Annotated in this window: 21 protein-coding genes; 7 read left to right on the plus strand and 14 right to left on the minus strand. The window is 70.1% G+C overall.

Translation table 11 applies throughout. The features are described from left to right. Window positions 1-280: hypothetical protein (locus tag PSEJ35_RS17450; protein ID WP_198014169.1), on the plus strand; the 280-nt coding region annotated here is incomplete at its 5' end. A gap of 215 nt (window positions 281-495) precedes the next feature. Here the strand turns inward: PSEJ35_RS17450 and PSEJ35_RS0107740 are convergent. From PSEJ35_RS0107740 to PSEJ35_RS16945, 5 genes are read right to left on the minus strand one after another with little or no spacing between them, the layout of a single operon-like run. Next, a complete protein-coding gene (locus PSEJ35_RS0107740; RefSeq protein ID WP_028917286.1) occupies window positions 496-1,281 on the minus strand; it encodes a succinate dehydrogenase iron-sulfur subunit in 786 nt (261 codons plus the stop codon). Between the two features lie 21 nt (window positions 1,282-1,302). Then, the gene (sdhA, locus tag PSEJ35_RS0107745; RefSeq protein WP_028917287.1) at window positions 1,303-3,096 is read right to left on the minus strand and encodes a succinate dehydrogenase flavoprotein subunit; all 1,794 of its coding nucleotides are present in this window, start codon (window positions 3,094-3,096) and stop codon (window positions 1,303-1,305) included. A gap of 28 nt (window positions 3,097-3,124) precedes the next feature. Beyond that, complete coding sequence (gene sdhD / locus PSEJ35_RS0107750; protein WP_028917288.1) at window positions 3,125-3,508, minus strand: succinate dehydrogenase, hydrophobic membrane anchor protein; 384 nt, start codon at window positions 3,506-3,508, stop codon at window positions 3,125-3,127. Continuing rightward, window positions 3,505-3,897, minus strand: a complete 393-nt coding sequence (sdhC, locus tag PSEJ35_RS0107755; protein WP_028917289.1) for a succinate dehydrogenase, cytochrome b556 subunit — start codon at window positions 3,895-3,897, stop codon at window positions 3,505-3,507. Before sdhC ends, sdhD begins: the two co-directional genes overlap by 4 nt. Before the next feature lie 57 nt (window positions 3,898-3,954). Beyond that, window positions 3,955-4,128 carry a DUF1674 domain-containing protein gene (locus PSEJ35_RS16945; RefSeq protein ID WP_084635483.1) on the minus strand — a complete coding sequence of 58 codons (174 nt, stop codon included), beginning with the start codon at window positions 4,126-4,128 and terminating at the stop codon, window positions 3,955-3,957. An 82-nt stretch (window positions 4,129-4,210) separates the two neighbouring features. Here PSEJ35_RS16945 and PSEJ35_RS0107760 point away from each other — a divergent pair, with 82 nt between their 5' ends. After that, the gene (locus PSEJ35_RS0107760) at window positions 4,211-5,056 is read left to right on the plus strand and encodes a hypothetical protein (RefSeq protein WP_028917290.1); all 846 of its coding nucleotides are present in this window, start codon (window positions 4,211-4,213) and stop codon (window positions 5,054-5,056) included. A gap of 2 nt (window positions 5,057-5,058) precedes the next feature. Here PSEJ35_RS0107760 and ugpC read toward each other — a convergent pair whose 3' ends face one another. After that, entirely contained in the window at window positions 5,059-6,135 is a 1,077-nt protein-coding gene (gene ugpC, locus PSEJ35_RS0107765; protein WP_028917291.1) for a sn-glycerol-3-phosphate ABC transporter ATP-binding protein UgpC, read from the minus strand. A gap of 321 nt (window positions 6,136-6,456) precedes the next feature. Here ugpC and zwf point away from each other — a divergent pair, with 321 nt between their 5' ends. From zwf to eda, 5 genes are all read left to right on the plus strand, one after another. Further along, a complete protein-coding gene (zwf, locus tag PSEJ35_RS0107770) occupies window positions 6,457-7,896 on the plus strand; it encodes a glucose-6-phosphate dehydrogenase (RefSeq protein ID WP_028917292.1) in 1,440 nt (479 codons plus the stop codon). A 2-nt stretch (window positions 7,897-7,898) separates the two neighbouring features. Continuing rightward, window positions 7,899-8,891, plus strand: coding sequence for a glucokinase (glk, locus tag PSEJ35_RS0107775; protein WP_037082769.1), 993 nt, complete (start codon window positions 7,899-7,901; stop codon window positions 8,889-8,891). Continuing rightward, entirely contained in the window at window positions 8,888-9,601 is a 714-nt protein-coding gene (gene pgl / locus PSEJ35_RS0107780; protein ID WP_028917294.1) for a 6-phosphogluconolactonase, read from the plus strand. The genes glk and pgl overlap by 4 nt, the downstream gene beginning before the upstream one ends. A gap of 127 nt (window positions 9,602-9,728) precedes the next feature. Continuing rightward, the gene (gene edd, locus PSEJ35_RS0107785) at window positions 9,729-11,642 is read left to right on the plus strand and encodes a phosphogluconate dehydratase (protein WP_028917295.1); all 1,914 of its coding nucleotides are present in this window, start codon (window positions 9,729-9,731) and stop codon (window positions 11,640-11,642) included. 142 nt (window positions 11,643-11,784) lie between these two features. Continuing rightward, window positions 11,785-12,444: a bifunctional 4-hydroxy-2-oxoglutarate aldolase/2-dehydro-3-deoxy-phosphogluconate aldolase gene (gene eda / locus PSEJ35_RS0107790; RefSeq protein WP_028917296.1), complete on the plus strand. Its 660-nt coding sequence runs from the start codon at window positions 11,785-11,787 to the stop codon at window positions 12,442-12,444. A gap of 688 nt (window positions 12,445-13,132) precedes the next feature. On the opposite strand, the gene PSEJ35_RS17210 is transcribed toward eda, so the two are convergent. The 8 genes from PSEJ35_RS17210 to PSEJ35_RS0107830 form a co-directional block, all read right to left on the minus strand. Continuing rightward, complete coding sequence (locus tag PSEJ35_RS17210; RefSeq protein WP_156924766.1) at window positions 13,133-13,276, minus strand: hypothetical protein; 144 nt, start codon at window positions 13,274-13,276, stop codon at window positions 13,133-13,135. An 88-nt stretch (window positions 13,277-13,364) separates the two neighbouring features. Then, window positions 13,365-16,484, minus strand: a complete 3,120-nt coding sequence (locus PSEJ35_RS0107800; protein WP_028917297.1) for a discoidin domain-containing protein — start codon at window positions 16,482-16,484, stop codon at window positions 13,365-13,367. A 67-nt stretch (window positions 16,485-16,551) separates the two neighbouring features. Further along, window positions 16,552-17,388, minus strand: a complete 837-nt coding sequence (locus PSEJ35_RS0107805) for a carbohydrate ABC transporter permease (protein ID WP_028917298.1) — start codon at window positions 17,386-17,388, stop codon at window positions 16,552-16,554. Next, complete coding sequence (locus PSEJ35_RS0107810; protein WP_028917299.1) at window positions 17,385-18,263, minus strand: sugar ABC transporter permease; 879 nt, start codon at window positions 18,261-18,263, stop codon at window positions 17,385-17,387. Before PSEJ35_RS0107810 ends, PSEJ35_RS0107805 begins: the two co-directional genes overlap by 4 nt. After that, the gene (locus PSEJ35_RS0107815) at window positions 18,260-19,558 is read right to left on the minus strand and encodes a sugar ABC transporter substrate-binding protein (RefSeq protein WP_028917300.1); all 1,299 of its coding nucleotides are present in this window, start codon (window positions 19,556-19,558) and stop codon (window positions 18,260-18,262) included. Before PSEJ35_RS0107815 ends, PSEJ35_RS0107810 begins: the two co-directional genes overlap by 4 nt. 8 nt (window positions 19,559-19,566) lie before the next feature. Further along, the gene (locus PSEJ35_RS0107820; RefSeq protein ID WP_232207605.1) at window positions 19,567-21,201 is read right to left on the minus strand and encodes a glucoamylase family protein; all 1,635 of its coding nucleotides are present in this window, start codon (window positions 21,199-21,201) and stop codon (window positions 19,567-19,569) included. 136 nt (window positions 21,202-21,337) lie between these two features. Next, window positions 21,338-24,301 carry a TonB-dependent receptor gene (locus PSEJ35_RS0107825; protein WP_028917302.1) on the minus strand — a complete coding sequence of 988 codons (2,964 nt, stop codon included), beginning with the start codon at window positions 24,299-24,301 and terminating at the stop codon, window positions 21,338-21,340. A 28-nt stretch (window positions 24,302-24,329) separates the two neighbouring features. Further along, the gene (locus PSEJ35_RS0107830; protein WP_028917303.1) at window positions 24,330-25,385 is read right to left on the minus strand and encodes a LacI family DNA-binding transcriptional regulator; all 1,056 of its coding nucleotides are present in this window, start codon (window positions 25,383-25,385) and stop codon (window positions 24,330-24,332) included. Between the last annotated feature and the right edge of the window lie 324 nt (window positions 25,386-25,709).

Genomic DNA, 25,709 nt, shown 5'->3' on the forward strand with positions numbered 1-25,709 from the left:
CAACGGCAACGGCAACGGCAACGGCAACGGCAACGGCAACGGCAACGGCAACGGCAACGGCAACGGCAACGGCAACGGCAACGGCAACGGCAACGACGGAAGCAACGGCAACCGCAGCCGCAACCGCAACGCAGCGGCGTCGACGGGCGCCGGATGCGCCGGGCGTGCGGGGCCTGGGTACTCATGTCCCCCGGTGCCGGCCTGCGGCCGGCACCTCCTCCTTTACTTCGCACCCGGGCCCCGCACACCCGACGCCCTGCGCGTTGCTGGCGCTCGCTGACGAGCAACGACGCCGACAACAGCAACAGCGAGAGCCAAGAATCGGAGACCGCAGCCCGGTTTCCGCATGATTGGAGCACCCAGCCCCGGCACGGTGGGCGGGCCGGGGCCCTTCAGGTGGCGACGCTGTCGGGCACCGCCTGGGGCCCGCTGCGACGACCAAAAACAAAGGCCCGGAAAACCGGGCCTTTGTTTTAACCATGCCGGAAGCGGGGATCAGGAACGGCGCTCCATCATCAGCTTCTTGATCTCCGCGATCGCCAGAGCCGGGTTGAGGCCCTTCGGACAGGTGCGGGTGCAGTTCATGATGGTGTGGCAGCGGTACAGCTTGAACGGATCCTCGAGGTCGTCCAGCCGCGCACCGGTGTCCTCGTCGCGCGAGTCGATGATCCAGCGGTAGGCCTGCAGGAGGATCGCCGGGCCCAGGTAACGCTCACCGTTCCACCAGTAGCTCGGGCAGCTGGTCGAGCAGCAGGCGCACAGGATGCACTCGTACAGGCCGTCGAGCTTCTTGCGGTCCTCCGGCGACTGCAGGCGCTCGCGGTCCGGCGGCGGCGGGGTCTGGGTGCGGATCCAGGGCTTGATCGAGGCGTACTGCGCGTAGAAGTGGGTCAGGTCCGGGACCAGGTCCTTGACCACGTACATGTGCGGCAGCGGGTAGATCGGGACCTCGTCCTTCTTGCAGTCGCCGATCGCCTTGGTGCAGGCCAGCGTGTTCGTGCCGTCGATGTTCATCGCGCACGAACCGCAGATGCCCTCGCGGCAGGAACGGCGGAAGGTCAGGGTCGGGTCGACCTCGTTCTTGATCTTGATCAGCGCGTCCAGGACCATCGGGCCGCACTTGTCGAGGTCGAGCTCGTAGGTGTCGGTGCGCGGGTTGGCGCCGTCGTCCGGGTTCCAGCGATACACCTTGAAGGTGCGCACGTTTTTCGCACCGGCCGGCGCGGGGAAGTGCTTGCCCTTGGTGATGCGGGAATTCTTGGGGAGTGCAAACTCTGCCATTGGTCTTTCTCTCGCCCTGGCTCAGTACACGCGTGGCTTGGGCGGCACCACATCCACATCCTTGCTCAGGGTGTACATGTGCACCGGACGGTAGTCGAAGCTGGTCTTGCCGGTCTGGGCATCGACCGTGACCAGGGTGTGCTTTTGCCAGTTGGCGTCGTCGCGCTCAGGATAGTCCTCGTGCGCGTGCGCGCCGCGGCTTTCCTTGCGCTGTTCGGCCGAGTTGATCGTGGCGACGGCGTTGAGCAGCAGGTTGTGCAGCTCGTAGGTCTCGATCAGGTCGGAGTTCCAGACCAGCGAGCGGTCGGAGACCTTGACGTCCTCGAAGCTGGCGAAGATGTCGGCCATCTTCTCGCAGCCTTCCTTCAGCGTCTTGCTGGTGCGGAACACCGCCGCGTCGGCCTGCATGGTGCGCTGCATCCGGTCGCGGATGACCGCGGTCGGGGTGCCGCCGTTGGCGTTGCGCAGCCTGTCGAGCTGGGACAGCGCCTTGTCGCAGGCGTCCGAGGCCAGCGGCTTGTGCGGCGCGCCCTTCCTGATCGTCTCGGCGCAGCGGTTGGCGACCGCGCGGCCGAACACCACCAGGTCCAGCAGCGAGTTGGAGCCCAGGCGGTTGGCGCCGTGCACAGACACGCAGGCCGCCTCGCCGATGGCGTACAGGCCCGGCACGACCGCATCCGGGTCGTCGCCGACCTTGCGCACCACTTCGCCGTGGTAATTGGTCGGGATGCCGCCCATGTTGTAGTGCACGGTCGGGATCACCGGGATCGGCTCCTTGTGCACGTCGACGCCGGCGAAGATACGGGCGCTCTCGGCGATGCCCGGCAGCTTCTCGTCGATCACCTCCGGGCCCAGGTGGGTCAGGTCGAGCAGGATGTGGTCCTTGTGCTCGCCGACGCCGCGGCCTTCGCGGATCTCGATGGTCATCGAGCGCGAGACCACGTCGCGCGAGGCCAGGTCCTTGTAGTGCGGCGCGTAGCGCTCCATGAAGCGCTCGCCGTTGGAGTTGCGCAGGATGCCGCCTTCGCCGCGGACGCCCTCGGTGATCAGGCAGCCGGCGCCGTAGATGCCGGTCGGGTGGAACTGCACGAACTCCATGTCCTGCATCGGCAGGCCGGCGCGCATCACCAGGCCGCCGCCGTCGCCGGTGCAGGTGTGGGCGGAGGTGGCGCTGAAGTAGGCGCGGCCGTAGCCGCCGGTCGCCAGGACCACGCCGTGGGCGCGGAACAGGTGCAGCGTGCCTTCGGCCATGTCCAGGGCGAGCACGCCGCGGCACACGCCCTCTTCGTCGAAGATCAGGTCCAGCGCGAAGTACTCGATCATGAAGCGCGCGTTGTGCGCCAGCGACTGCTGGTACAGCGTGTGCAGCATGGCGTGGCCGGTGCGGTCGGCCGCGGCGCAGGTGCGCTGCGCCGGCGGGCCCTCGCCGTAGCGGGTGGTCATGCCGCCGAACGGGCGCTGGTAGATCTTGCCTTCCTCGGTGCGCGAGAACGGCACGCCGTAGTGCTCCAGCTCGATGATCGCGGGGATCGCCTCGCGGCACATGTACTCGATGGCGTCCTGGTCGCCCAGCCAGTCCGAACCCTTGATGGTGTCGTAGAAGTGGTAGCGCCAGTCGTCCTCGCCCATGTTGCCCAGCGCGGCGGAAATGCCGCCCTGCGCCGCCACGGTGTGGGAGCGGGTCGGGAAGACCTTGGTCAGGCACACCGTCTGCAGGCCCTTCTGGGCCAGGCCGAAGGTGGCGCGCAGGCCGGCGCCACCGGCGCCGACGACGACCATGTCGTACTTGTGTTCGGTGATCTTGTAGGCGGACATCGGGTCTGTGTTCCTTGGCTGCCGGCGGTCAGTGGGCCAGCGCGATGCGGGCCACGGCGAAGATGCTGACGATCGCGCCGAGCACCGCGATGAACTTCACGCCGGTCTGCAACACCAGGGCCAGCAGCGAATGATGGATGTAGTCCTCGAGCACGACCTGCAGGCCGAGCTGCGCGTGCCAGAAGGCGGCGACCAGGAAGCCGACCAGCAGCACGGCGTTCCACGGGCGGGAGACGGCGTCGGTGGCGGCCAGGTAGTCGCTGCCGACCAGGCCCAGGACGAACCAGACGAACCACAGGCCGAGGATGACCAGCGCGGTGGCGGTCAGGCGCTGGTGGATGAAGTGCTCCGTGCCGGTCTTGGCCGAGCCCCAGCCACGCACGTTCTTCAGGGGGGTACGGTAGCGGCTCATGCGGCACCTCCGTTCAGCGCGCAAACCCAGATCAGGGCGGTGATCACCAGGCTGCCCACGACCGACAGCCAGCTGTTGCGCACGAAGGCCGGGATGCTGAAGCCGATGGCGAAGTCCTGGACGACGTGGCGGACGCCGTTGCACAGGTGGTAGGCGAAGGCCCAGCTCCACCCGAACAGGAACAGCTTGCCGTACCAGGCGCCGGCGACGCCGGTGAAGCAGGCCCAGGATTCAGGGCCGATCATCAGGGACAGCAGGCCGGCGGCGATGACCAGGGCGCCGGCGGCCAGCACCACGCCGGTGGCGCGGTGCAGGATCGAGGTCACCATCTGGATCTGCCAGCGGTACACCTGCAGATGCGGTGACAGGGGGCGTTCGCGACTGCTCATGCGCTGGTATGTCTCGGCTGTGCGGCCGTCATGGCCGCGTGGCTTGTAGGCGCCGCGTCAGAAATCGACGCAGCGTCCGTTCTTTTCCCAGTCCCCGTAGCGGGTAGGTTCGGGGCCCTCGCGCCCGCCGATCTCGCGCGGCAACGCCGGCGTGGCGCCATCGCTGGACGACTGCGTTCCACGTTCCTCGGGCTTCTCCGCCTCGGGAACGCCAGGGCTTTGGCCTATCATGGGACTCCTTGCAACGCACAAAATTTTAAGCCCCGGTTCACCGGCTGACAACCGCCACGCCCACCATCCTTTGGTATCCCCCTTGATTCCCGCGGACTTTTTCGCACTCGACGAGCATACGGTACTCGCCCTCGACGGACCGGAGGCGCTGGTGTTCGCGCAGGCGCAGTTCGCCAACGACGTGGCTGCGCTGTCACCCGGCCAATGGCAGTGGAACGCCTGGCTCAACGCCAAGGGACGCGTCATCGCCGTGTTCGCCTTGCTGCGCTGCGGCGACGCCCTGCGCCTGGTCCTGCCCGACCACGATGTCAGCGGACTGGGCGACGCGCTGCGCCGCTTCGTGTTCCGGCGCAAGGTGACCGTCACGCCGCGCCCGGACCTGCACGTCGCCGGCGCGTTCGCGGCGTCCGCCACCGCCTCCGGCGCCCGGCTGGCCGGCGACGAGGGAGCCGGCCTGGAACTGGATTACGGCGCCCCCGCCCTGCCCCGCACCCTGCGTCTCGGCCCGGTGGCCGCACCGGCGGATCCGGCCGCGCGCGAAGCCTGGGCCGTGGCCGACCTGCGCCTGGGCCTGCCACGCCTGCCGGTGTCGCAGCGCGAGCAGTGGACGCCGCAGCAGCTGGCGCTGGACCGGCTGCGCGCCTACAGCGTGAAGAAGGGTTGCTACCCGGGCCAGGAAATCGTGGCCCGCACCCACTTCCTGGGAAAGGCCAAGCGCGAACCGCTGCTGGTGCACGTGCCCGCGGCCGTGGAAGCCGGCGCGGAAGTGCGGCAGTCCGGGCGCGCGATCGGCCACGTGGCCAGCGTCGCCGGCAGCGCGCCGCGGCTGGCGCTGGCGGTGCTGCCGCTGGACCGCGGGGACGCGCCACTGGAAGTGGCCGGCGTGGCCGCCCCGGTCGAGCCCTTCGTCGAAGGCCTGGCGCGCTGAGGTCAGGCGGCCAGCCGCGCGCCGCCGACCGGATCGAAGAAATGCAGGTGCGCCGGATCGGCGCGCAGGCGCAGCGTGCTGCCCGCTTCGGGCAGGGCCTGCGGCGGCAGCCGCGACACCAGCGGGCGGCCGCCGAAATCCAGGTGCAGGTAGGCCTCGCTGCCGACCGCCTCGACCACGTCCACCCGCGCCTGCAGGCCCTCCTCCGCCGGCAGCAGGTGTTCCGGGCGTACGCCCAGCGCCACCCGCCGGCCCAGCCAGGACGGCGGCACTTCGGCCCCGGGCAGCGGCACCTGGCCCTGCCGGTCCAGCACCAGGCGCAACCCTTCGACCGCCTGCAGTTCGCCCTCGAGCACGTTCATCGCCGGGCTGCCGAGGAAACCGGCCACGAACAGGTTGGCCGGGCGCTCGTACAGCGCCATCGGCGTGTCGATCTGCTGCACCTTGCCCGCGTCCAGCACCACGATGCGCTGGCCCAGGGTCATCGCCTCGACCTGGTCGTGGGTGACGTAGACCATGGTCGCGCCGAGGCGCTGGTGCAGGCGCGCGATCTCGGTGCGGGTGGAATGGCGCAGCTTGGCGTCGAGGTTGGACAGCGGCTCGTCGAGCAGGAACACCGCCGGTTCGCGCACCAGCGCCCGGCCCAGGGCCACGCGCTGGCGCTGGCCGCCGGACATCTCGCGCGGCTTCTTGCCGAGCATGTCCTGCAGCCCCAGCATCGCCGCCGCCTCGCCGACCCGGCGCTCCACCTCCGCGCGCGGCAGGCCGCGCAGCTTCAGGCCGAAGGCCAGGTTCTCGGCCACGGTCATGTGCGGGTACAGCGCGTAGCTCTGGAACACCATGGCGATGTCGCGGTCCTTCGGGGCCACGTCGTTCACCACGCGGTCGCCGATCCTCAGGGTGCCGGAGGTGATCTCCTCCAGCCCCGCGATCATCCGCAGCAGGGTCGACTTGCCGCAGCCGGACGGCCCAACCAGGACCATCAGCTCGCCGTCGGCGATGTCGAAGGTGGCGCCGTCCACGGCCACCTGGCCGTTGTCGTAGACCTTGCGCACCCGGTCCAGCTGCAAACCCGCCATCACGCCTCCGCAGGAATACGTATGCGGACACGGTATACGGCGTCCGCGCACGCCGGGATGATGTCACGCTGTGGCGGCGATGGCGACCGCCGCCGCGGAGGCGCCCGACCGTGCGCCGCGGCATGGAAGAACCGTTTCCACGGAGACGTTCCTGACCACTGGACAAGAGGCTTGCCGCACGGCGATATTCCAATGGTTTGCACGCGACCAGGCGTGTCCCCACGCCATCCCCCGCCGCCCTTCCGCGCGCCCGCCAAGGCGGGCGCCGCGGCCTCCAGAGAATCCACGGACCCGATGTCGAACGCCACGGAAGCCCACCGGATGCATGACACCCTGCTGCTGTTCGGCGCCACCGGCGACCTCGCGCAGCGCTACCTGTTTCCCTCGCTGCTGCGCCTGCAGGGCGACGGCCTGCTGCCGCCGGACTTCCGCGTGCGCGCCCTGGCCCTGTCGCCGCACGACACCGGGAAGTTCCGCCAGATCCTGCGTGAGCGCTTCGCCACCCTGTCGCACTACACGCCCACGGCGGAGCAGGTCGAGGAATTCCTGGCGCGGGTGGACTACCGCTCGGTGGACATGCGCACGCCGGCATCGGTGGCCGAGGCGGTGGCCGACTGCGTCGACCGCCCCTGCGTGAGCTACCTGTCGATCCCGCCGGGCCTGTACATCAGCACCTGCGAAGGCCTGGCCCTGGGCGGCGCGTTCAAGGCGCCCAACCGCCTGATGCTGGAAAAGCCGATCGGCCACGACCTGGCCTCGGCGCGCGAGATCAACGCCACCATCGGCCGGCTGATCGACGAGGACCGGATCTTCCGCATCGACCACTACCTGGGCAAGGCGGCGGTGCAGAACCTGCTGGCCCTGCGCTTCGCCAACACCCTGCTGGAGGCGGTGTGGAACCGCAACTACATTGACTCGGTCAACATCCTGGTGTCCGAGACCGAGGGCGTGGACGGGCGCAATTCCTACTACGCCCGCTCCGGCGCGCTGCGCGACATGGTCCAGAGCCACATCCTGCAGCTGCTGTGCCTGGTGGCGATGGAGCCGCCGGCCTCGCTGGCCGCCGACCGCATCCGCGACGAGAAGGTCAAGGTGCTGCGCGCCCTGCGCCCGTTCACCGCCGCCGAGGCGCAGCGCCACAGCGTGCGCGCCCGCTACATCGCGGGGACGATCGAGGGCCAGCCGGTGCAGGCTTACATGCCCCCGGATGACAGCGATGTCGAAACCTTCGTCGGCGTCACCGCGCACATCGACAACTGGCGCTGGGCCGGGGTGCCGTTCCACCTGGCCACCGGCAAGCGCATGGCCGAGCGCTCCACGGTGGTGACGGTGACGCTCAAGCCGGTCACCCACTGGCTGTTCGAGCGCCCCGATGGCGCGCATGCGGCGCCCAACCGCCTCACCTTCCGCCTGCAGCCGCAGGAGGACATCGAGCTGGGCTTGATGAGCAGCCTGGCCGGCCCGGAATGGGGCACGCTGGAACTGCATCCGCTGGAGCTGGAACTGTCCTCGCAGACCGGGCAGAACCGCCGCATCGCCTACGAGCGCCTGTTCCTCGACGCCATGCACGGCAACCACGCGCTGTTCGTGCGCAACGACGAGGTCGAGGCCGCCTGGGCCTGGATCGACAGCGTGGTCGAGGGCTGGAAGGCCGGCGACGTGCCGCTGGAGTACTACCCCGCCGGTACCTGGGGCCCGCGCGAGGCGCTGCCGTTCCTGCCGGCGCAGTTCGACGCGATCGTCCCGCGGCGCGAGGCGTGAGCATGGCCGGCCACCTGCTGATCGCCGACATCGGCGGCACCAACGCCCGTTTCGCCCTGGCCGATCCGGACGCCAGCGTCCCGCTGCTGGACGACAGCGTGCGCGAGTTCGCGGTCGCCGAGTTCCCGTCGCTGGCCGACGCCGCGCGCCACTACCTGGAACAGGTCGGCGCCGAGGCCCGCCGCGGCGTGTTCGCCGTGGCCGGGCGCGTGGACGGCGACGAGGCGCGGATCACCAACCACCCCTGGGTGATCTCGCGCACCCGCACCCGCGACATGCTCGGCTTCGACCAGGTGCACCTGGTCAACGACTTCGCCGCGCAGGCGATGGCGATCAGCCTGTTCCGCGCCGAGGACGTGGTGCCGATCGGCGGCACCGGCTGGGCCCCGGCTCCGCTGAGCGAGCCGCGCACCTACGCCGTGCTCGGCCCGGGCACCGGCCTGGGCGTGGGCGGCCTGATCATCCGCGACGGCCGCTGCTATCCGCTGGAAACCGAAGGCGGCCACGTCAGCTTCCCGCCGGGGACGCCGGAGGAGATCCGCATCCTCGAGATCCTCTCGGCGCAGTTCGGCCGCGTTTCCAACGAACGGCTGATCTGCGGCCCGGGCCTGGTCAACATCCACCGTGCGCTGTGCGAGATCGCCGGCGTCGATCCGGGCCTGCTCGAACCGAAGGACATCACCGCCCGCGCCGCCGCCGGCGACGCCCTGGGCATGCGCGCCGTGGACGTGTTCTGCGCGCTGTTCGGCGCCATCGCCGGCGACCTGGTGCTGACCCTGGGCGCCTGGGACGGTGTGTTCCTCACCGGCGGCCTGGTACCGAAGATGCTCGACTCGCTGCGCCATTCCGGCTTCCGCCAGCGCTTCGAGTACAAGGGCCGGTTCTCGCCGAACATGGCCCGCGTGCCCTCGCTGGCGGTGATGCATCCGCGCGCCGGCCTGCTCGGCGCGGCGGCCTACGCGGTCGACCTGCTGAAGCGCGAGGCGGCGGCATGAAGGCCGACCCGCGCGTCGAATGGTTCGAGCACCGCGACGCCGAGGCGTGGATCCACGCCGTCGCGGCGGACATGGAACGCATCCTCGCCGTGGAGCTGGCGATCCGCGGCGAGGCGCGCATGCTGCTGTCCGGCGGCACCACCCCTGCACCGGTCTACGAGCAGGTCGCGGTCGCGCCGCTGGACTGGCCGAAGGTCACCGTCGGCCTGGTCGACGAACGCTGGCTGTCGCCGCGCGACAGCGCCAGCAACGCCCGCCTGGTGCGCGAGAGCCTGCTGGAGCGCGCCGACGTCGGCCATTTCGAGCCGCTGGTGCGCGAAGGCCTGACCCTGGCCGAATCGGTGCACGCGGCCAACCTCGAGGCCAGCCACGCCGCCGACGCCTGCCTGGCCGTGCTGGGGATGGGCAACGACGGCCACACCGCTTCGCTGTTCCCCGGCTCGGCCGACCTGGACCGCGTGCTGGCCAGCGACCAGCCCTACGCCGCCCTCGACGCCACCGGCTGCCCGGTGGCCGGCGAATGGCCGCTGCGCATCACCCTGACCCCGGCCGGCCTGGCCCGCACCCGCCACCGCCTGCTGCTGCTGCGCGGCCAGACCAAGCGCGAGGTGTTCGAACGCGCGCTAGCCGGCGACGATGTGCGCGAACTGCCGATCCGCGTGGCGCTGGGCCTCGGCATCGAGCCGCTGCGGGTGCACTGGTGCCCCTGACCGCAGCCCCGCGGCGCGTGCGCCCCGTCCTGACCCGACCCATGCACGCCCTGCACGGAGTCGCCTCCCCGGCCCTGCCTAGAATGGCCGCAGGGCCTTCCCCCCGGGTTTCACCAGCCATACGCCCATGAACCTGCATCCCCAGATCGAAGCGGTCACCGAGCGCATCCGCAAGCGCAGCGCGCCCTCCCGCGCCGCCTACCTGGCCGGCATCGAGCAGGCCGTGCGCAACGGTCCCAACCGCACCCGGCTCAGCTGCGCCAACCTGGCCCACGTGTTCGCCGCCTGCGGCGACCACGACAAGGCCCGCCTGCGCGGCGCGGCCACGCCCAACCTCGGCATCATCACCGCCTACAACGACATGCTCTCGGCGCACCAGCCGTACGAGCCCTACCCCGAGCGCATCCGCGCCCTCGCCCGCAGCCTCGGCGCCACGGCCCAGGTCGCCGGCGGCGTGCCGGCGATGTGCGACGGCGTCACCCAGGGGCGCCCGGGCATGGAGCTGTCGCTGTTCTCGCGCGACGTGATCGCCCAGGGCACCGCGGTCGGCCTCAGCCACGATGCCTTCGACGCCGCCCTGTACCTGGGCATCTGCGACAAGATCGTGCCGGGCCTGCTGATCGGCGCGCTGGCCTTCGGCCACCTGCCGGCGCTGTTCGTCCCGGCCGGGCCGATGCCGCCGGGCATCCCCAACAAGAAGAAGGCCGAGGTGCGCGAACGTTACGCCGCCGGCGAGGCCACCCGGGAGGAACTGCTGGAGGTGGAGGCGCAGTCCTACCACTCGCCGGGCACCTGCACCTTCTACGGCACCGCCAATTCCAACCAGGTGCTGCTGGAGGCGATGGGCGTGCAGCTGCCGGGCAGCTCGTTCATCAACCCGGGCACGCCGCTGCGCCAGGCGCTGGACGAGGAGGCGGTGCGCCGCGTGCTGCAGATGACCGCGCTGGGCGAGGACTACCGTCCGCTCGGCCGGCTGATCGACGAGCGCGCCATCGTCAACGCCATCGTCGCGCTGATGGCCACCGGCGGCTCGACCAACCACACCATCCACTGGATCGCCGTGGCCCGCGCCGCCGGCATCGTCCTGACCTGGGACGACATGGACCAGATCTCGCAGGTGGTGCCACTGCTGGCGCGCGTGTATCCCAACGGCGAGGCGGACGTGAACCGCTTCCAGGCCGCCGGCGGCGTGCCGTTCGTGTTCCGCGAGCTGCTCGACGCGGGCCTCATGCACGACCTCACCACCGTGGTCCCGGAGGGCATGCGCGCCTATACCCGCGAGCCGCGGCTCGAGGACGGCATGCTGTCCTCCGCGCCGTCGGCGACCGTGTCGGCCGACGAGACCGTGGTGCGCACCGTGGCGGCGCCGTTCGAGGCGCAGGGCGGCCTGCGCCTGCTCCGCGGCAACATCGGCCGCGGCCTGATCAAGCTGTCGGCGGTCAAGCCCGAATACCGCTTCATCGAAGCGCAGGCGGTGGTCGTGGACGCGCCGCAGAAGCTCAACAAGCTGCACGCCGCCGGCGTGCTGCCGCGCGATTTCGTTGCCGTGGTCACCTACCAGGGGCCGCGCGCCAACGGCATGCCGGAGCTGCACTCGCTGGCCCCGCTGCTGGGCATGCTGCAGAACCAGGGCCGCAAGGTCGCGCTGGTCACCGACGGCCGCCTCTCCGGCGCCTCCGGCAAGATCCCCGCGGCGATCCACGTGACGCCGGAAGCGGCGCGTGGCGGCGCCATCGGCAAGGTCCGCGACGGCGACATCGTCCGCCTCGACAGCGAGGCCGGCACGTTGGAAGTGCTGGTCGATCCGCAGGAGTTCGCCGCGCGCGAAGTGGCGCCGAACACCAGCCCGGTCGCCCACGACCTGGGCCGCAATCTGTTCGCCTTCAACCGCGCCAACGTCGGCCCGGCCGACCAGGGCGCGCTGTCGATCTCCTGCGGCCCGCCCGCCCACGACGGCAGCGCCTGGGACTACGACGCCGAGTACGAACTCGGCTGCGACAGCGAGGCCGCACTGGCGCCGCACGATTCGAAGGACGCCTGAGCCCGCACCTGGCGCGCCGCCTGGCGGCGCGCCATCGCCGGCAGCGACCGCGCGCTGATGGATGCAGCCGCAACCGACATCCGTCCCCGCAATGGAGGCGGGTAGAATCGCCCCACCCCCGCATCCTGGAGTTCCACGCCCCATGAGCATCGCCGACACCCAGTCCCAGGCCGAACAGCTGCTGCGCAGGTCCGGCATCCTGCCGGTCGTCACTGCCGACAGCGTCGACGAGGCGCGCAAGCTGTCCGCCGCGCTGCTCAAGGGCGGGCTCACCGCGATCGAACTGACCCTGCGCACGCCGGCTGCGCTCGACGCGCTGGTCGCGCTGAAGAAGGAACTGCCCGGTATCGCCGTGGGCATGGGCACGGTGCTCACCGTCGAGCAGATGCAGAAGTGCATCGAGCTCGGTGCCGACTTCCTGGTCACCCCCGGCACCCCGCCGGAGCTGGCCGATGCGCTGGCCAAGGCGCAGATCCCGGTCGTGCCGGGTGGCGCCACGCCGACCGAATTCCTCTCGCTGATGGCGCGTGGCTTCCGCGTGTGCAAGCTGTTCCCGGCCACCGCCGTCGGCGGCATCACCATGCTCAAGGGCCTGGCCGGCCCGCTGGCCGAGCTGAAGATCTGCCCCACCGGCGGCATCACCGAGGACACCGCGGCCGAGTTCCTCTCCCAGCCCAACGTGGTCTGCGTGGGCGGCTCGTGGATGGTGCCGAAGAACTGGCTCAAGGCCGGCGAATGGGACAAGGTCGAGGCCAGCGCGGCCAAGGCGGCGGGCATCGTCGCTTCGGTCCGCGCCCGTTGAGAACCCGAAGGTCGTAGCCCGGATAAGGCCGCATCCGGGAAGGCCTGCAAGGGCAACCGGCCGGCCGGTCCCCGAGCGGCGATAGCGCGGCAACCACAACAGCAAAGGCGCATGCCGGCCTCGGACGGGGCCGTAGGCCGCATCCGGGGAGCCATGCCCTGCTACGCCGCTGCCATGGCTGGCTACGTATGAAGTGCCAGCTTGGAGCCCCTCTCCCACCGGGAGAGGGGGTTAGGGAGAGGTAGGTACACCGGCGCCGCTGGCCACCCGACCCTCACGCCCCCCCGCTCCGCGCCCAGGCCCACGACCACGGGACGCGGGCGTTCGACGGCACGCGCCAGTCGCGCGCAGATATGCCGCCTCACCGGGAGGGAGAAGAGGAACGAGCGAAGCCACGACCTGAAAGCGACTGAAGACGCGGTAGCGCGGGGGTATGCCGCAAGCAGCACATGGATGTGCTGCGTTCGCGCGTTGGAGCCAAGGATGGCGGAACCGCGCGATGCGGCATACCCCCGTGCTGCCGCGGCTCCGTCCGAAGCCGACGCGGCCTTTGCCTTTGCCGTTGCCGTTGCTGTGCTTTTGCTATGCACGTAACCCCCAAGAACGCACGCCGCATCCCGGTGACTGCGTGCCATTCCTGGCCAAGCGCCTGTCGCACACCTCCCCGGATGCGCTGCGCTTATCCGGGCTACGGATCGAGCGACAGGACGAGGCGTTGGCCGCGCCAGGCCCAGGCCTGCAGGAGGTGCAGCGACAGCCACCAGGCCAGGTGCACGGCCACGAACAGCAGCAGCGCGATCGCCAGGGGCACGGTCCACAAACGGATGGCCACGCGCGGCATGCCACCTCCACCGTAGAGCGGGGCTTGCCCCGCTGCTCCCGCCCTCTACCTACCCGGCGGACGCCACCCGGCCCGTCGCCTACTGCGTGTCGCCCACCTCGATCCGCACCTTCGCTCCCGGCCGGTCGATGCGCAGCTCGCCGTTCGACCACTTCGCCGGACGCCCATCGATGGTCGTGGCTCCCGGCGTACCCGCATACGGCCATGGCAGCACCAGCCCGCCACGCGGGATCCCGCTGCCCGCATCCACCTGCAGATCGAGCCAGCGGCCATCGCGCCGGAGCGAATAACCGAGGCGACCGTGCGGCGTGTACAGCCCTTCCACCGCCATCCCCTCGCCTTCGAACCAGGCCACCGGCACGCCCGCGGCCAGCACCAGGCTGTCGTCGCGCTCGCGCGCGTAGGCGAACATGTCCAGCGCCGAGCGCAGGAAGTCCGAGGCCACCCATGCGTGCGGCAGGTCGCCGACGAAGAACGGCTTGCGCGGGGTCGAGGAAACCACCTCGGCCCACTGGTTCCAGTCCCGTGGCGCGCGATCCCTGAAGAAGTACTCCACCGCCTCCCAGGCGCGCTCGCGCCATCCCAGGCGGACGAAGGCGGCGACGTTGCGCCACTCGTATGGCGTGTAGTCCTTCCATTCGCGCTGGCCGTCGCGGCGCTGCACGAACTCGTGCCAGTAACGCTCGAAAGTGTTCTCCAGCAGGTCGTGCGGCAGCCAGTCCTGCTCGCCGCCGGGCGCCAGCGCGATCGTGGTCGAGGTCGGGTCGAAATCGCCGAGCTCGGCCGCGCCAGGCAGGTACCCGATGCCGTGGCGCCGCGTCGCCGCGCTCAGCGAGGCGGCCAGGTCGGCGCGGAACTCGTCGCGCGCGGCGGCCATCCGCCGGGCATCGTCGTCCCGGCCCAGCGCCCGCGCGATCTCGACCGCATCCTTGTAGCCGCGCAGCGCCCAGAAGTTGTCCCAGTACGAGTGCATCGGCTTGGCCGAATAGCCCTCGTGGCTGATCGACACCGGCATCATCCCGTAGAACGCCGGGTCGAGCCTGCGGTTGGCATCGGTGCGCTCGCTGGCACGCAGCTGTTCCATGTAGGCGAACGCGCCTGCCACGTGCGGCCACATCTTCTCCAGGAAGGCGCGATCGCCGGTGTAGCGCCAGTACTCGGCGATGTTGAAGACCAGTTCGCCATGGCTGTCGTTCTCCGGTACCGGGTCGCTGCCGCGGTCGTCGACGCAGCACGGCACCTTGCCGTTGTCGAACTGGAACGGCGCGTACCACTCCAGGTAGCCGCGCACCACCTCGGGCCGGCCGAGGCGCAGCAGGCCTTCCGAGATCATCGCGCCGTCGCGGATCCAGCTGCGCGAATAGGAGCGCGTGCCCGGCTGCAGCCGCGCACCGACGCGCGAGACCAGCATGTGCGCCAGCGCGGTATGCACGGTGTCGGCGAAGGCCTGGCCATCCGCGGGCAGGCGCAGCCGGACCTGGCCCAGCAGGTCGCGCCAGTACGCCTCCGCTTCAGCCGTCGCACGCGCGACGTCGAATCCTTCGGGGATACGGGCCGCACCGGACAGCGGCGCCACCAGCGCGACCTCGCGCGATTCGCCCGGCGCCAGCCGCCAGCGGTACAGCAGCATGCCCGAGGCCAGGCCGGTGGGATCGTCCACCCCGGCAGCCCCGGGGATGTCCTCGTCGGCCAGCCGCATTACCTCCAGCCCTGCATCGAAGGGCGTGGTGAAGCCGGCATCCGGCGCCGGCGCCGCGAACACGCGTGGCCTTCCGTCCACCACCACCGTCCCGCCGGCAATGGCCAGCTGGCGGATCGGGCTGATGCCGCCGATGGTGTTGAGGAACTGGCTCGGCGGGTTGACCTGCAGCGGCCGCACCGCCAGGGCAAGCACGAAGTCGCGCGGCTGCGGATGCGGGTTGGCGAGCCTGTAGCGCGCCACCAGCTGCGAGTCCGCCGCCGTACCCTGGGCGAAAGCGAGCACCTCCAGCATCGGCTTCGCGCCCCCGGCCGCCTCCGGCAACGTCCAGGTCACCTCCGGCATCGGCAGTCCACCGTCCGGCAGTCCCTGCCCGGTGCGCACGTCGGCCCAGGTGAGCAGCCGGCCGTCGTCGACCACGAACGGCTCGATGCTGAAGCCGCCGCGCGCCACCTCGACCGCGCCGTCCTCGCCGATGAGTCCCTGCTCCACTCCGCCATCGATACCGACGATGGTCCAGTACGGCTGTTCGCCACTGAACCCGCGCGGCAGCCAGCCGCGGGGCAGGTCGGCCGCCACCGCCTTGATGAAGTCGTTCGGATGCGCGGAGAAGGCCAGCGGTTGCACCTGCGCCTCGGCCAGCGCGTAGCGGCCGCTCTCGAACACCAGCGCGATGCGCCGCGCCTCGGCTTCGGGCAACGCGATCCAGTCCGTCTTTCCGCGCCCTTCGTCGACGCGGCGCACCTCGCGCCAGCCGTCGCCGCCCAGGTCTTCCAGCTCGATCCGGTAGCGCGCCGGCCGCCGTTCCGCGTCGGCCCAGTGCAGTCGCAGTCCGCCGAACTCGCGTACCTCGGCCAGGTCCAGCACCAGGCGCTGCTGGCCGCGGGCTTCCCAGGCGGTGGCCAGGTCGCCATCGATCGCGCGTCCCGCCGTGGCCTGCGCGGTACTCGCCACCACCGCCATTGCCCGCGGCGGGGTCTGCGGATCCGGCGGCAACGCCTCCAGGGTGAGCTGGTCGAAGCAGACCGAGCCGGCTCCGCCGGCGTTGTTGTAGACGGTGAACTCGACCTTCGCGCTGCGCCGCAGGACCTTGTCGGGGTCCGGGCCCCAGGCCTTGTCAATATGGCGCTTGCGGTAGCGCACCCCGGTCCATTCCCCCGGGAAGGCCAGGCGCGGCCGGTTCACCCACCACACGTTGTCGCCGCTGGCATCGACCAGCTTGAACTGCAGGTCGTTGGCCGGCGAATCGCCGCGCAGGTGGAAGCCGAAGCGGTAGTTCTCCGGGAACTCCAGCGGCAGGTCGCGCTGGAGGCCGACGTAGCCGGACACACCGTTGAAGTCGTAGTCCAGGCACAGCGCGCCGCCCTCGACACCCTCGACCTGGCGGATCGAGCCGCTGACCTGGTTGGAAGTGACCACGCGCCACGGCGCCGGATCCTCGAACCCGTCGAGCAGCCTCGGCTGGGCCTGCGCGGATGCCGCCGCGAACCCGGCCGCCACCAGCAGCGCCCACCCGGCTCCGCGTACCGCGCCAACCACGCCCTTCCGCACCGCCATCGCCACCACCTCAACCCTTGACGCTGCCCAGCAGCAGCCCCTGTATGTAGTAACGCTGCAGCACCAGGAACAGCAGCAGCACCGGCAGCACGGTCACTACCGCGCCGGCCATCATCATCTCCACGTCCATGATGTGTTCGCGCGAAAGCGAGGCCAGCGCCACCGGCAGGGTGTAGTGCTCCTGGTCGATCAGCACGATCAGCGGCCACATGAAGTCGTTCCACGCGGCCATGAAGGTGAAGATCGCCAGGGTCACCAGCACCGGCTTGAGCATCGGCAGCACGATGCGGAAGAAGATCCGCCACTCCCCCGCCCCGTCGATCCGCGCCGCCTCCAGCAGCTCGTCGGGAATCGAGCGCGCGTACTGCCGCACCAGGAAGATGCCGAACACGCTGGCCAGCGCCGGCGCCACCACGCCGCCGTAGCTGTTGACCAGGCCCAGCTGCTTCATCATCAGGAACAGCGGCAGCATCGCCACCTGCGCCGGGATCACCAGCGCCGCCAGCAACAGCTGGAACACCCGCTCGCGGCCGGTGAAACGCAGCTTGGCGAAGGCGTAGCCGGCCAGGGTATTGAACAGCAGCGAGCCGAGGGTGATCGCCGAGGACACCAGCAGGCTGTTGGCGAAGTTCCTGGCCATGCCGGTGCGCGCGAACATCTCGCGGTAGCTGTCGAAGCTCGCCTGCGACGGCAGCAGCGGTGGCGGGAAGCGGCTGGCTTCGCCGGCGGGCATGAACGACACCGCCACCATCCACAGCAGCGGCGCCAGGCTGACCACGGACAGCGCCAGCAGCGCGCCGTTGACCAGCAGTCCGTGCCAGCGCAACTGCCCGACCTCGCGGCTCATACCAGCTCCTTGCGGCGGCCCAGCCGCAGCATCAGCGTGGTCACGCCGAGGATGATCAGGAACAGCAGGAACGCCACCGCCGAGGCGCGACCCAGGTTCCACCACTTGAAGCCTTCCTCGAACATGAAGTAAAGCACGCTGACCGTGCTCTGCAGCGGGTCGCCACGGGTCATCACGTATGGCTCGGCGAACAGCTGGAAGTAGCCGGACACGGTGATCACCCCGACCACCAGCAGCACCGGCCCCAGCTGCGGCAGCGTGATGTGCAGGAACTGCTTCCAGCGCGAGGCGCCGTCGATCCGCGCCGCCTCGTACAGGTCGCGCGGGATCGCCTGCAGACCGGCGAGGAAGATGACCATGTTGTAGCCGAAGTTCTTCCACACCGCGAACAGGATGATGGTCGGCATCGCCCAGCGCGGGTCTCCCAGCCAGTCGACCGGGCCGATGCCCACGTGGCCCAGCGCCCAGTTCACCAGGCCGTAGCTGGTGTGGAACAGGTAGCGCCAGATCACCGCCACCGCCACCAGGGTGGTCACCACCGGCGCGAACAGCGCGGTGCGGAACAGCGCGCGGAAGCGCGCGGCCGGCGCGTTGAGCAGCAGCGCCGCGCCCAGCGACACCGCCACCGACAGCGGCACGCCCACCACCACGAAGTAGGTGGTGTTCCACAGCGCCTTCCAGAACATCGGCGCCTGCAGGAGCTCCAGGTAGTTCCGCAGCCCCACGAAGCGCAGGTTGGCCGGATCGGCCAGCGCGTAGAGGTCGAAGTCGGTCAGGCTCAGCGCCAGCGCCGACAGCACCGGCAGGCCGAAGAACAGGCCGATCACCAGCAGCGCCGGCGCCGCGAACACCCATCCGGCCAGGGACGGCTTCATGGCGTGCTCCCTCCCGCGGCCGCTGCCCGGTCCCGTTCGCGCAACCAGCGGCGCTTCTCCAGGATCGCGTCGACCCGCTCGTCCAGCTCGCGCAGCGCCTGGTCCTGCGACTGCCCGCCGCGGACCACGCGTTCGCTGGCGATGCGCATCTCCTGGGCGATGCGCTCCCATTCCAGCACCCGGGGCGCCGGGCGCACGCGTTCGAGCTGGTCGCGGAACGCGCGCGACAGCTCGTCCTGCGCCAGCGCCGGGTGTTCCCAGGTGCTGCGCCGCGGCGGCAGGTTGCCGATCAGGGCGTGGAAGCGCTGCTGGATGTCCGGCCGCGACAGGAACTCCACCAGCTTCCAGGCCTGCTCCTTGCGCGGCGAATCGCGGAACACCACCAGGCTGGTACCGCCGGCAATGCCCGCGCCCGGCCCGTCCGGCCCCGGCAGCGGCATCGTGCCCCACTCCCCCGCCAGCGCCGGCGGCTGGCGCTTGCGGAACTCGCGGATGTTCCAGGGGCCGGACAGGTAGAACGCGTAGAAGCCGTTGAAGAACTCGTCCCACACGTTGGAGATCTGGGTTTCCGACATCTTCGGCGCCCAGCCCTGCTCGAAGATGTTGGCGTAGAACGCCATCGCCCGGCGGAAGCCGGGGCTCTGGAAGTTGCCGCGGGTGTCGTCGTCGCGCAACAGCGGATCGTCCTGCTGCAGGCCCAGCGACAGCAGCTGCTCGAACTCGTTGACCGGCATCAGGATCGCGTAGCGGCCGGGGCCGACGTGGCGCTTGACCGCGGCCATCGCCTGTTCCCATTCGGCCCAGTCGCGCGGGGTCCCGGCGACGCCGGCCTCGCGCAGCAGGTCGCGGCGGTAGAACAGCAGGCGCGTGTCCACGTACCAGGGGATGCCGATCAGCTCCCCGTCGATCACGCTGGTTTCCCACACGCCGGGGAAGTAGTCGTCCTGCGCGACCACCGCCGACGCATCGACCCTGCCCTGCAGCGGTTCCAGCACGCCAAGCGTGGCGAACTCCGGCAGCCAGGTGTTGCCCAGCTGGCACACGTCCGGCAGGGTCTCGGCGGCGAAGGCGGTCAGCAGCTTCTCGTGCGCCGCCGACCAGGGCACCTGCTGGATCTCCACCCGGATCCCGCTCTCACGCTCGAACTCCGGCAGCAGCGTGGCCACCACCTCGGCCTCGCGCCCCATCGCCCAGAAGCGCAGCGGCTCGTCCTCCTGGCGGCCGCAGCCGGCGAGCAGCACCGACGCCAGCAGCGCCGCCGCGACGATGCCCAACCGTTCCCGCAACCGGCGCATGCGCCCGCTCACTCCGGCGGCTGCGCCCGGTTGCTGGCGGGCTGGTCGTGCTGCTTCTGCGCCTCGGCGGCCGCCGCGCGCGACTCGGCCACGCCCAGCGCGCGGGCGGCCGCGGAGCCCGGCGCGGCGTCGTCCACCGGCGCGGCCTCCTCGTCCTCCGGGGCCAGCCAGCCGCCGCGGAAGCCAGCGCGTTCCAGGCCGCGGCGGATGTACGGGTTCTTCTTCATCACCGACCAGACGAACTCGTTCCGGTAGTTGGCGATCATCGCCAGGATCGGGCCCTGGTCGATGCCGATGTAGTCGCTGGCCACCCAGCCCTTGCCCGGCACCAGGCGCCCGGTCTTCAGCGGGATGTCGAACTCGAAGCTGGGATTGAATGAATCCAGGAAGCCGTAGCTGGAGTACAGGTAGTCGCCGTAGCGGCGGTGCATCTCCTCGGTGGCCGGGATCACCACCTCCGGCGCGAACACGATCGAGGAGATCGCCGCGGTCGGGACGATGGTGCCGTCGTCGAAGTTCTCGCGCAGGCCGGCGCCGCGCGAGGAATAGTGGCGGAACTCGCGCTCCTCGCCGCGGTAAATCTGGCGGGTGTTCTGCGGGCCGTCGCCGGCGGTCAGGCCCCACACGTTCTCGCCGTAGTCCTTCCACTTCATCGGGTTGGCGATGGCGTATTCGCGCTGCGCCAGCACGGCGCGGCGGCTGTTGAGGAAGTAGTCGATCCCGCGCGCCCGCATGTACTGGTCCTGGATGTCGCGGAAGTCGATCCAGACGTGGCTGTACTGGTGGCCGAACAGCGGACCGAACGACAGGTACTCCTGGCCGTAGTACACGCCCCAGTCGTGGTCGTACGTACGGGTCCACACCGTCCACGCGTCCGGGTCCACCGGGTGCGTGGGCGAACCGAGCGCCAGCACGTACAGCAGCATGGCCTCGTTGTAGCCCATCCAGTCGTGCTCGATGAAGCCGCTCTCCGGGAACCAGCCCATCGAGATCAGCGGCTTGCGCTGCTGCAGCCAGGTCCACTCCACCTTGCGGTAGAGCTGGTCGGCCAGGCGCCGGATCTCGCGCTCGCGCGGGTCCTCGCCCTCGTAGTAGGACTGCGCGAACAGCACGCCCATCATCAGCAGCGCGGTGTCCACGCTCGACAGTTCCACCCAGCTGTCGTAGCGGTGGCCCTGCTGCATGTCCAGGAAGTGGTAGTAGAAGCCGTGGTAGCCGCCGCGCCCGGTGCGCTGCGGGCCCTGCGGGATGTCGCGCAGGAAGCGCAGCGTGGTCAGGGTGCGGTCCACCGCCTGGGTGCGGCTGATCCAGCCGTTCTCGATGCCGATCGGGTACGCGGTCAGGGCGAAGCCGATCGAAGCGATGCTGGCGAATGGCCGCGACGGGTAGCGGTCCGGGGTGAGGCCGTTCTGCTCGTTGGTGACGTCCCAGAAGAACTGGAACGTGCGCTTCTCGATGTCGCGGAACAGCGGCGGCAGCTCCGGCCGCGGCGGGCGCTCGGGCAGAACCGGTTCGATCAGGATCACGTCGGGCTTGGGCGGCGGCGGCGCGGCAGGCGGCGGTGGCGGCTCACGTCCACAGGCGGCCAGCAGCCACATTGCCATGGCCAGTCCCGCCGCGATTCCCAGTTGCCGCCATTTCACCCTTGCGCCCTCGATGCCACGCCACTCCCCCGCCCTGCCAGGTTGTCCGCCACGCCGTGGAACGGCGGGGGCGGGAAACGCGACGACCGTCCCCGGCGGGAGAGGTGGCCGGGGGCGGCCGCCGCGCTTTTCGCGGTCACCAGTCGATGCCGATGCCCAGCTTGAACGTGCGGGTCGGCAAGGCGATCGCATTCGGCGTGCCCCAGAGCGGATTCTGCGGCTCGCCGGCGCCCCCGCGCCAGTCCTCGTACCCGGAGTAGTTCGACCAGTTGAACACGTTCAGCACGTCGAAGCGGATCCGCAGGGCGATGTCGCTGCCGGTGTCGAACACCTTCTCCATCGCCAGGTCCAGCTGCTTGAAGTCCTCGCGCGGGGTGTAGGCGTCGAAATGGCAGAACGCCCAGGCCGAGACGTTGCAGTTCTGGTAGTAGCGCGGGGTCGCGTCGGACCACACGCCCTTGCCGGAGAAGGTCAGGCCCCACGGGCCGTCCCAGATGCCGGTCAGCACCACCCGGTTCTCCGGCACCTTGCCCGGGAACCAGCCGTAGTCCTCGATGAACTCGGCGTTGAACGCGCCCGGCCAGCCGTCGATCGGGCTGTTCTGCTCCGAATCGGTCCAGGTGTAGGCCAGCGTCGCGCCCCAGCCGGAGTTGCGCGTGTACGGTTTCTCCAGCTTGACGTACACGGCCCTGGTCCGGGTCTCCAGCGCGTTCTGCGCCAGGATCAGGTTGGAGAACGGCGCGAAGCCCTGCCCCCACGGCGGCGGATCGCTGGCGCCCGGCGGATCCGGCGGGAAGAACAGCCCGTCGTCGCGGCGGTTGCCGAGCAGGAAGGCGATGCCGTCGTGGCTGCGCACGTAGGAGTACATCACCTCGGTGTTCCAGTCGTGGCCCCACAGCTCGAACATGTTGCGCATGCCCAGGCTGTACTGGTCCGAATACGGCACCACCAGGTTGTTGTTGTTCAGGAAGATCTCGCGGCTGCCGGCCACCGAGGAGGCGCGCAGGAACTCAGGGTCGAGGTAGCGCGGATCCCACTCGCGGCAGGTGGCGTCGACGCCGACCGCGCACGGGTGCATCGGGGTGTTGAAGTTGTAGACGTACTGGCCCCAGCTGCCCTTCGATATCTCGTTCTGCAGGTAGTCGAACAGGTTGCGGTCGTACGAGCGGCCGGCGCCGCCGAAGACCACGTGGCGCTGGTCGGCGTTGAGGTCGTAGGAGAAGCCGAAGCGCGGCGCCCAGTTGTTGCGGTCCGGGTCGCGGTTGCCGCCGGTGCTGATGTAGTCGTTGATGTCGATGCCCGAGTTGGGCAGGTTGGTGTTGGAGTTCTGCAGCGCGGTGACCACCTCGGCCGGGGTCACGTAGTCCTCGTAGCTGGGCGTGCTCTCCACGTCCCAGCGCACGCCCAGGTTCAGGGTCAGGTGCTCGTTGACCTCCCAGTCGTCCTGGACGTACAGGCCCAACTGCTTGTTGCCCGAGCTGACCGTGCCGTCGCCGTAACCGGCCACCGGCGCGCCGAACTCCACGTGGGTGGGCACCGACAGGCTTTCGTGGATGTCGTAGTAGAACTGCGGGTTGTAGCGGTTCTGCTCGAGGGTCTCCAGGTCGACCCGCTTGTACTTGATGCCCATCTTCACGGTGTGGCCGGAGAAGCCGGTGAAGGTCAGGTCGTCCTGGAACGACCAGCCCTTCTGGCCCTTGTCCTGGTAGTTGTCGCCGCCGCCGCTGCGGACGATGGTGTCCCACCAGTTGCCGTCGCTGAGGAAGTAGCCGGGCTCGAAGCGCGCCGGCCGCGGGCTCCAGAACGCGTCTTCCCATGTCAGGTGCGCGTCGTTGAGCCAGTCGCCGAAGGTCCACTGCCAGCGCAGGTCGACGCGGGTCTCCTCGTTGGTGTTGAGGGTGGCTGCCGGCGGCAGGCGCTGCCCCTCGACCTGGATGGTCTCGCTCTCGTCGCGGTACTTGCCGGTCAGCTCGAAATAGTGGTTCTCGCCGATCGCCCAGTCGATCTTGGCGAAATACAGGTCCTCCTTGAACGGCGAGGTATAGGTGCCGGTGCCGAACTGGGCCTGCAGGTCCGGCGGCAGCTGGTCGACGGTGAAGCCGCGGCCGAGGTTGAAGGTGCGCGGGCTGCTGAACTCCTTGGCCTCGTAGGCGACGAAGAAGTGGGCCACGTCGGGGATGATCGGGCCGCCGAAGGAGACGCCGTACTGCTCCTGCTTGCTCACCGCCTTGGTCGCGCCTTCGCGCTCCTCGAAGCGGCTGCGCGAGCGCCAGCCGGTGTGGGTGCGGTCCCAGAAGAAGCTGCCCTCGAACTCGTTGCTGCCCGAGCGCGTCGCCGCGACCACCGCGGCGCTGCTGAGCTGGTCGTACTCGGCCTTGTAGTTCTGGGTGATGACCTTGTACTCGCCGATCGCCGACTGCGGGAACGGGTTGCCGCGACTGGTGTCCTGGCCGCTGATGCCGCCGGTGGTGACGTAATTCTTCTGCCCCACGCCGTCGATGAACACGTTGACGGCGTTGGCGTTCTGCGCGCCGGAACGCAGCCGGGTGTTGCCGCTGGCGTCGGTGATGAACTGCACGCCCGGCACGGTGTCGGCGAAGGCGAGGAAGTTGCGGCTGTTCTGCGGCAGCGACTCGATCTGCTTGTTGCTGATGTAGGTGGCGACCTCGGAAGTGCGGGTCTCCACCGCGGTGCCGACCACCTGCACCGCTTCCAGAGTGGTGGCTTCGCCCGGCGCGGCGGTCTCGGCCACGCCGCCCACACCCAGGTCCAGGGTCGCGGTCTGGCCGACCTGGACGGTCAGTTCGCGGGTGGCGGTCTGGCCGGCGGCCTGGACCTCGATACGGTAGGTGCCCGGCGGCAGGCCGGCGACGGCGTAATTGCCGCCGGCGCCCACGCGCGCGGTGCGGCGCAGGCCGGTGGTGGTGTTGACCACGGTCACCACCGCGTCGGTGGCCGGGGCCGAATCGGCCATCACGTGGCCGCGGATGGTGGCGCCGGTGCTCTGCGCCATCGCCGGCGCCGCGCCGAACGCGATGCAGGTGGCCAGCGCCGTGGCCAGAAGGCGTCTTGCGGGTCTGCTCTCACGTTTGCCGTTCATGTTGCGTCCCTCCCAGGATGGTGCAGCGTCAGGATTTCTTCTTCTGTCTGCCAAGCGTCGCGGTGGCGGTCTTCTGTCCGCCGCTGGACTGGCGCACGACCAGTTCCGGCAGCAGCACGTGGCGTTCGTCCGTGGCCGGTTCGTCGCTCTCGATCTGTGCCAGCAACCGTTTCAATGCGTTGGCGCCAAGCTCGGTGATACTCACCCGCATCGTCGTCAATGACGGGTGAACGAAACGCGCCAGCGGAATGTCGTCGAAACCCGCCAGGGCGATGTCGCGCGGCACCTGCAGCCCGGCCTGCGCGAACGCGTACAGGCAGCCCAGCGCCATCATGTCGTTGGCCGCGAACACCGCGTCCGGACGTTGCGCCGGGTCGCCGGCGGCGATCGCGCTGCCGGCGCGGAAACCGGAGGCTTCGTCGAAGTCGCCGGCGAACTCGCTGCCGCGCGCGTCCGGATGCGCGGCGATCGCGTCGCGGAACCCGCGCAGGCGCTCGCGCGCATCGTGGTTGAGCTCGGGTCCGCCGATGAATGCGATATGGCGGTGGCCGAGCGACAGCAGGTGGCCGGTCATCGCCATCGCGCCGGCATGGTTGTCGATCTCGTAGACCGGCCAGGCCGGCTCGGCCTGCCGGGTGCTGATCAGCACCACCGGCAGCGGCTGCGGCAGGTTCTCGGCGAGGAAACCCGGCTGCCCGGCGTAAGGCGACATCACCAGCAGGCCATCGACCCGTCCGCGCATCGCGCGCAGCGCGGCGGCCTGCTCTTCCGGGTCGCCGTGGTAGCTGGACAGCAGCAGGTGGCGCCCGGAGGCTCGGGCCACCGAGTCGATCCCGCGGATCAGTTCGGAGAAGAACTCGCCATGCAGGTCCGGCAGGACCACGCCGATGGTCTGGGTGCTGCGGCTGCTGAGGCTACGCGCCGCCGCGTGCGGGCTGTAGCGCAGCCGGCGCGCGACCTCCAGCACCAGCTGCCGCACCGGTTCGGCCACGTTGGTGTGGCCGTTGAGCGCGCGCGAGACGGTGGCCACGGAGACATTGGCCTCGCGCGCGACGTCGCGGATCGTGACCGCCTGGCGCCCCATCCGCTTCCCCTCCGGTCCGTGCTTTCGGTCGACGGCGCGAATGTAATCGTTTACAGGATGAATGCAAAGAGCCGTGCCGCATACATTAGCCCAACGCTGGCAATCAGCTACGGCGTAAATTTGATACTGCAGTGCAGCAATGCAACGGCGACCGCCCGTCATTGCGCCCCGACGCCCCACCCACTGCCACCGGCGGAGTCGCCGGCTGCATGTACCGCAGCCCTCCGGCCCGCCACGCGGGCGTTCCGGCCTGCTGGACAGCACCCGGCGCGGCGCGTACCCTTGGCTCACACGTTGGCCGGAAGCAGCGGCCCGCCGGCAAGG

Origin of the sequence: Pseudoxanthomonas sp. J35 (assembly GCF_000513995.1) — a bacterium.
Classification (GTDB): Bacteria; Pseudomonadota; Gammaproteobacteria; order Xanthomonadales; family Xanthomonadaceae; genus Pseudoxanthomonas.

Excerpts from the sequence above, each read along its gene's own strand:
- PSEJ35_RS0107740 (WP_028917286.1), bottom strand. The coding sequence starts at position 1,281 with ATGGCAGAGTTTGCACTCCCCAAGAATTCCCGCATCACCAAGGGCAAG.
- sdhA (WP_028917287.1), bottom strand. The coding sequence starts at position 3,096 with ATGTCCGCCTACAAGATCACCGAACACAAGTACGACATGGTCGTCGTC.
- sdhD (WP_028917288.1), bottom strand. The coding sequence starts at position 3,508 with ATGAGCCGCTACCGTACCCCCCTGAAGAACGTGCGTGGCTGGGGCTCG.
- sdhC (WP_028917289.1), bottom strand. The coding sequence starts at position 3,897 with ATGAGCAGTCGCGAACGCCCCCTGTCACCGCATCTGCAGGTGTACCGC.
- PSEJ35_RS16945 (WP_084635483.1), bottom strand. The coding sequence starts at position 4,128 with ATGATAGGCCAAAGCCCTGGCGTTCCCGAGGCGGAGAAGCCCGAGGAA.
- ugpC (WP_028917291.1), bottom strand. The coding sequence starts at position 6,135 with ATGGCGGGTTTGCAGCTGGACCGGGTGCGCAAGGTCTACGACAACGGC.
- zwf (WP_028917292.1), top strand. The coding sequence starts at position 6,457 with ATGCATGACACCCTGCTGCTGTTCGGCGCCACCGGCGACCTCGCGCAG.
- glk (WP_037082769.1), top strand. The coding sequence starts at position 7,899 with ATGGCCGGCCACCTGCTGATCGCCGACATCGGCGGCACCAACGCCCGT.
- pgl (WP_028917294.1), top strand. The coding sequence starts at position 8,888 with ATGAAGGCCGACCCGCGCGTCGAATGGTTCGAGCACCGCGACGCCGAG.
- edd (WP_028917295.1), top strand. The coding sequence starts at position 9,729 with ATGAACCTGCATCCCCAGATCGAAGCGGTCACCGAGCGCATCCGCAAG.
- eda (WP_028917296.1), top strand. The coding sequence starts at position 11,785 with ATGAGCATCGCCGACACCCAGTCCCAGGCCGAACAGCTGCTGCGCAGG.
- PSEJ35_RS0107805 (WP_028917298.1), bottom strand. The coding sequence starts at position 17,388 with ATGAGCCGCGAGGTCGGGCAGTTGCGCTGGCACGGACTGCTGGTCAAC.
- PSEJ35_RS0107810 (WP_028917299.1), bottom strand. The coding sequence starts at position 18,263 with ATGAAGCCGTCCCTGGCCGGATGGGTGTTCGCGGCGCCGGCGCTGCTG.
- PSEJ35_RS0107815 (WP_028917300.1), bottom strand. The coding sequence starts at position 19,558 with ATGCGCCGGTTGCGGGAACGGTTGGGCATCGTCGCGGCGGCGCTGCTG.
- PSEJ35_RS0107825 (WP_028917302.1), bottom strand. The coding sequence starts at position 24,301 with ATGAACGGCAAACGTGAGAGCAGACCCGCAAGACGCCTTCTGGCCACG.
- PSEJ35_RS0107830 (WP_028917303.1), bottom strand. The coding sequence starts at position 25,385 with ATGGGGCGCCAGGCGGTCACGATCCGCGACGTCGCGCGCGAGGCCAAT.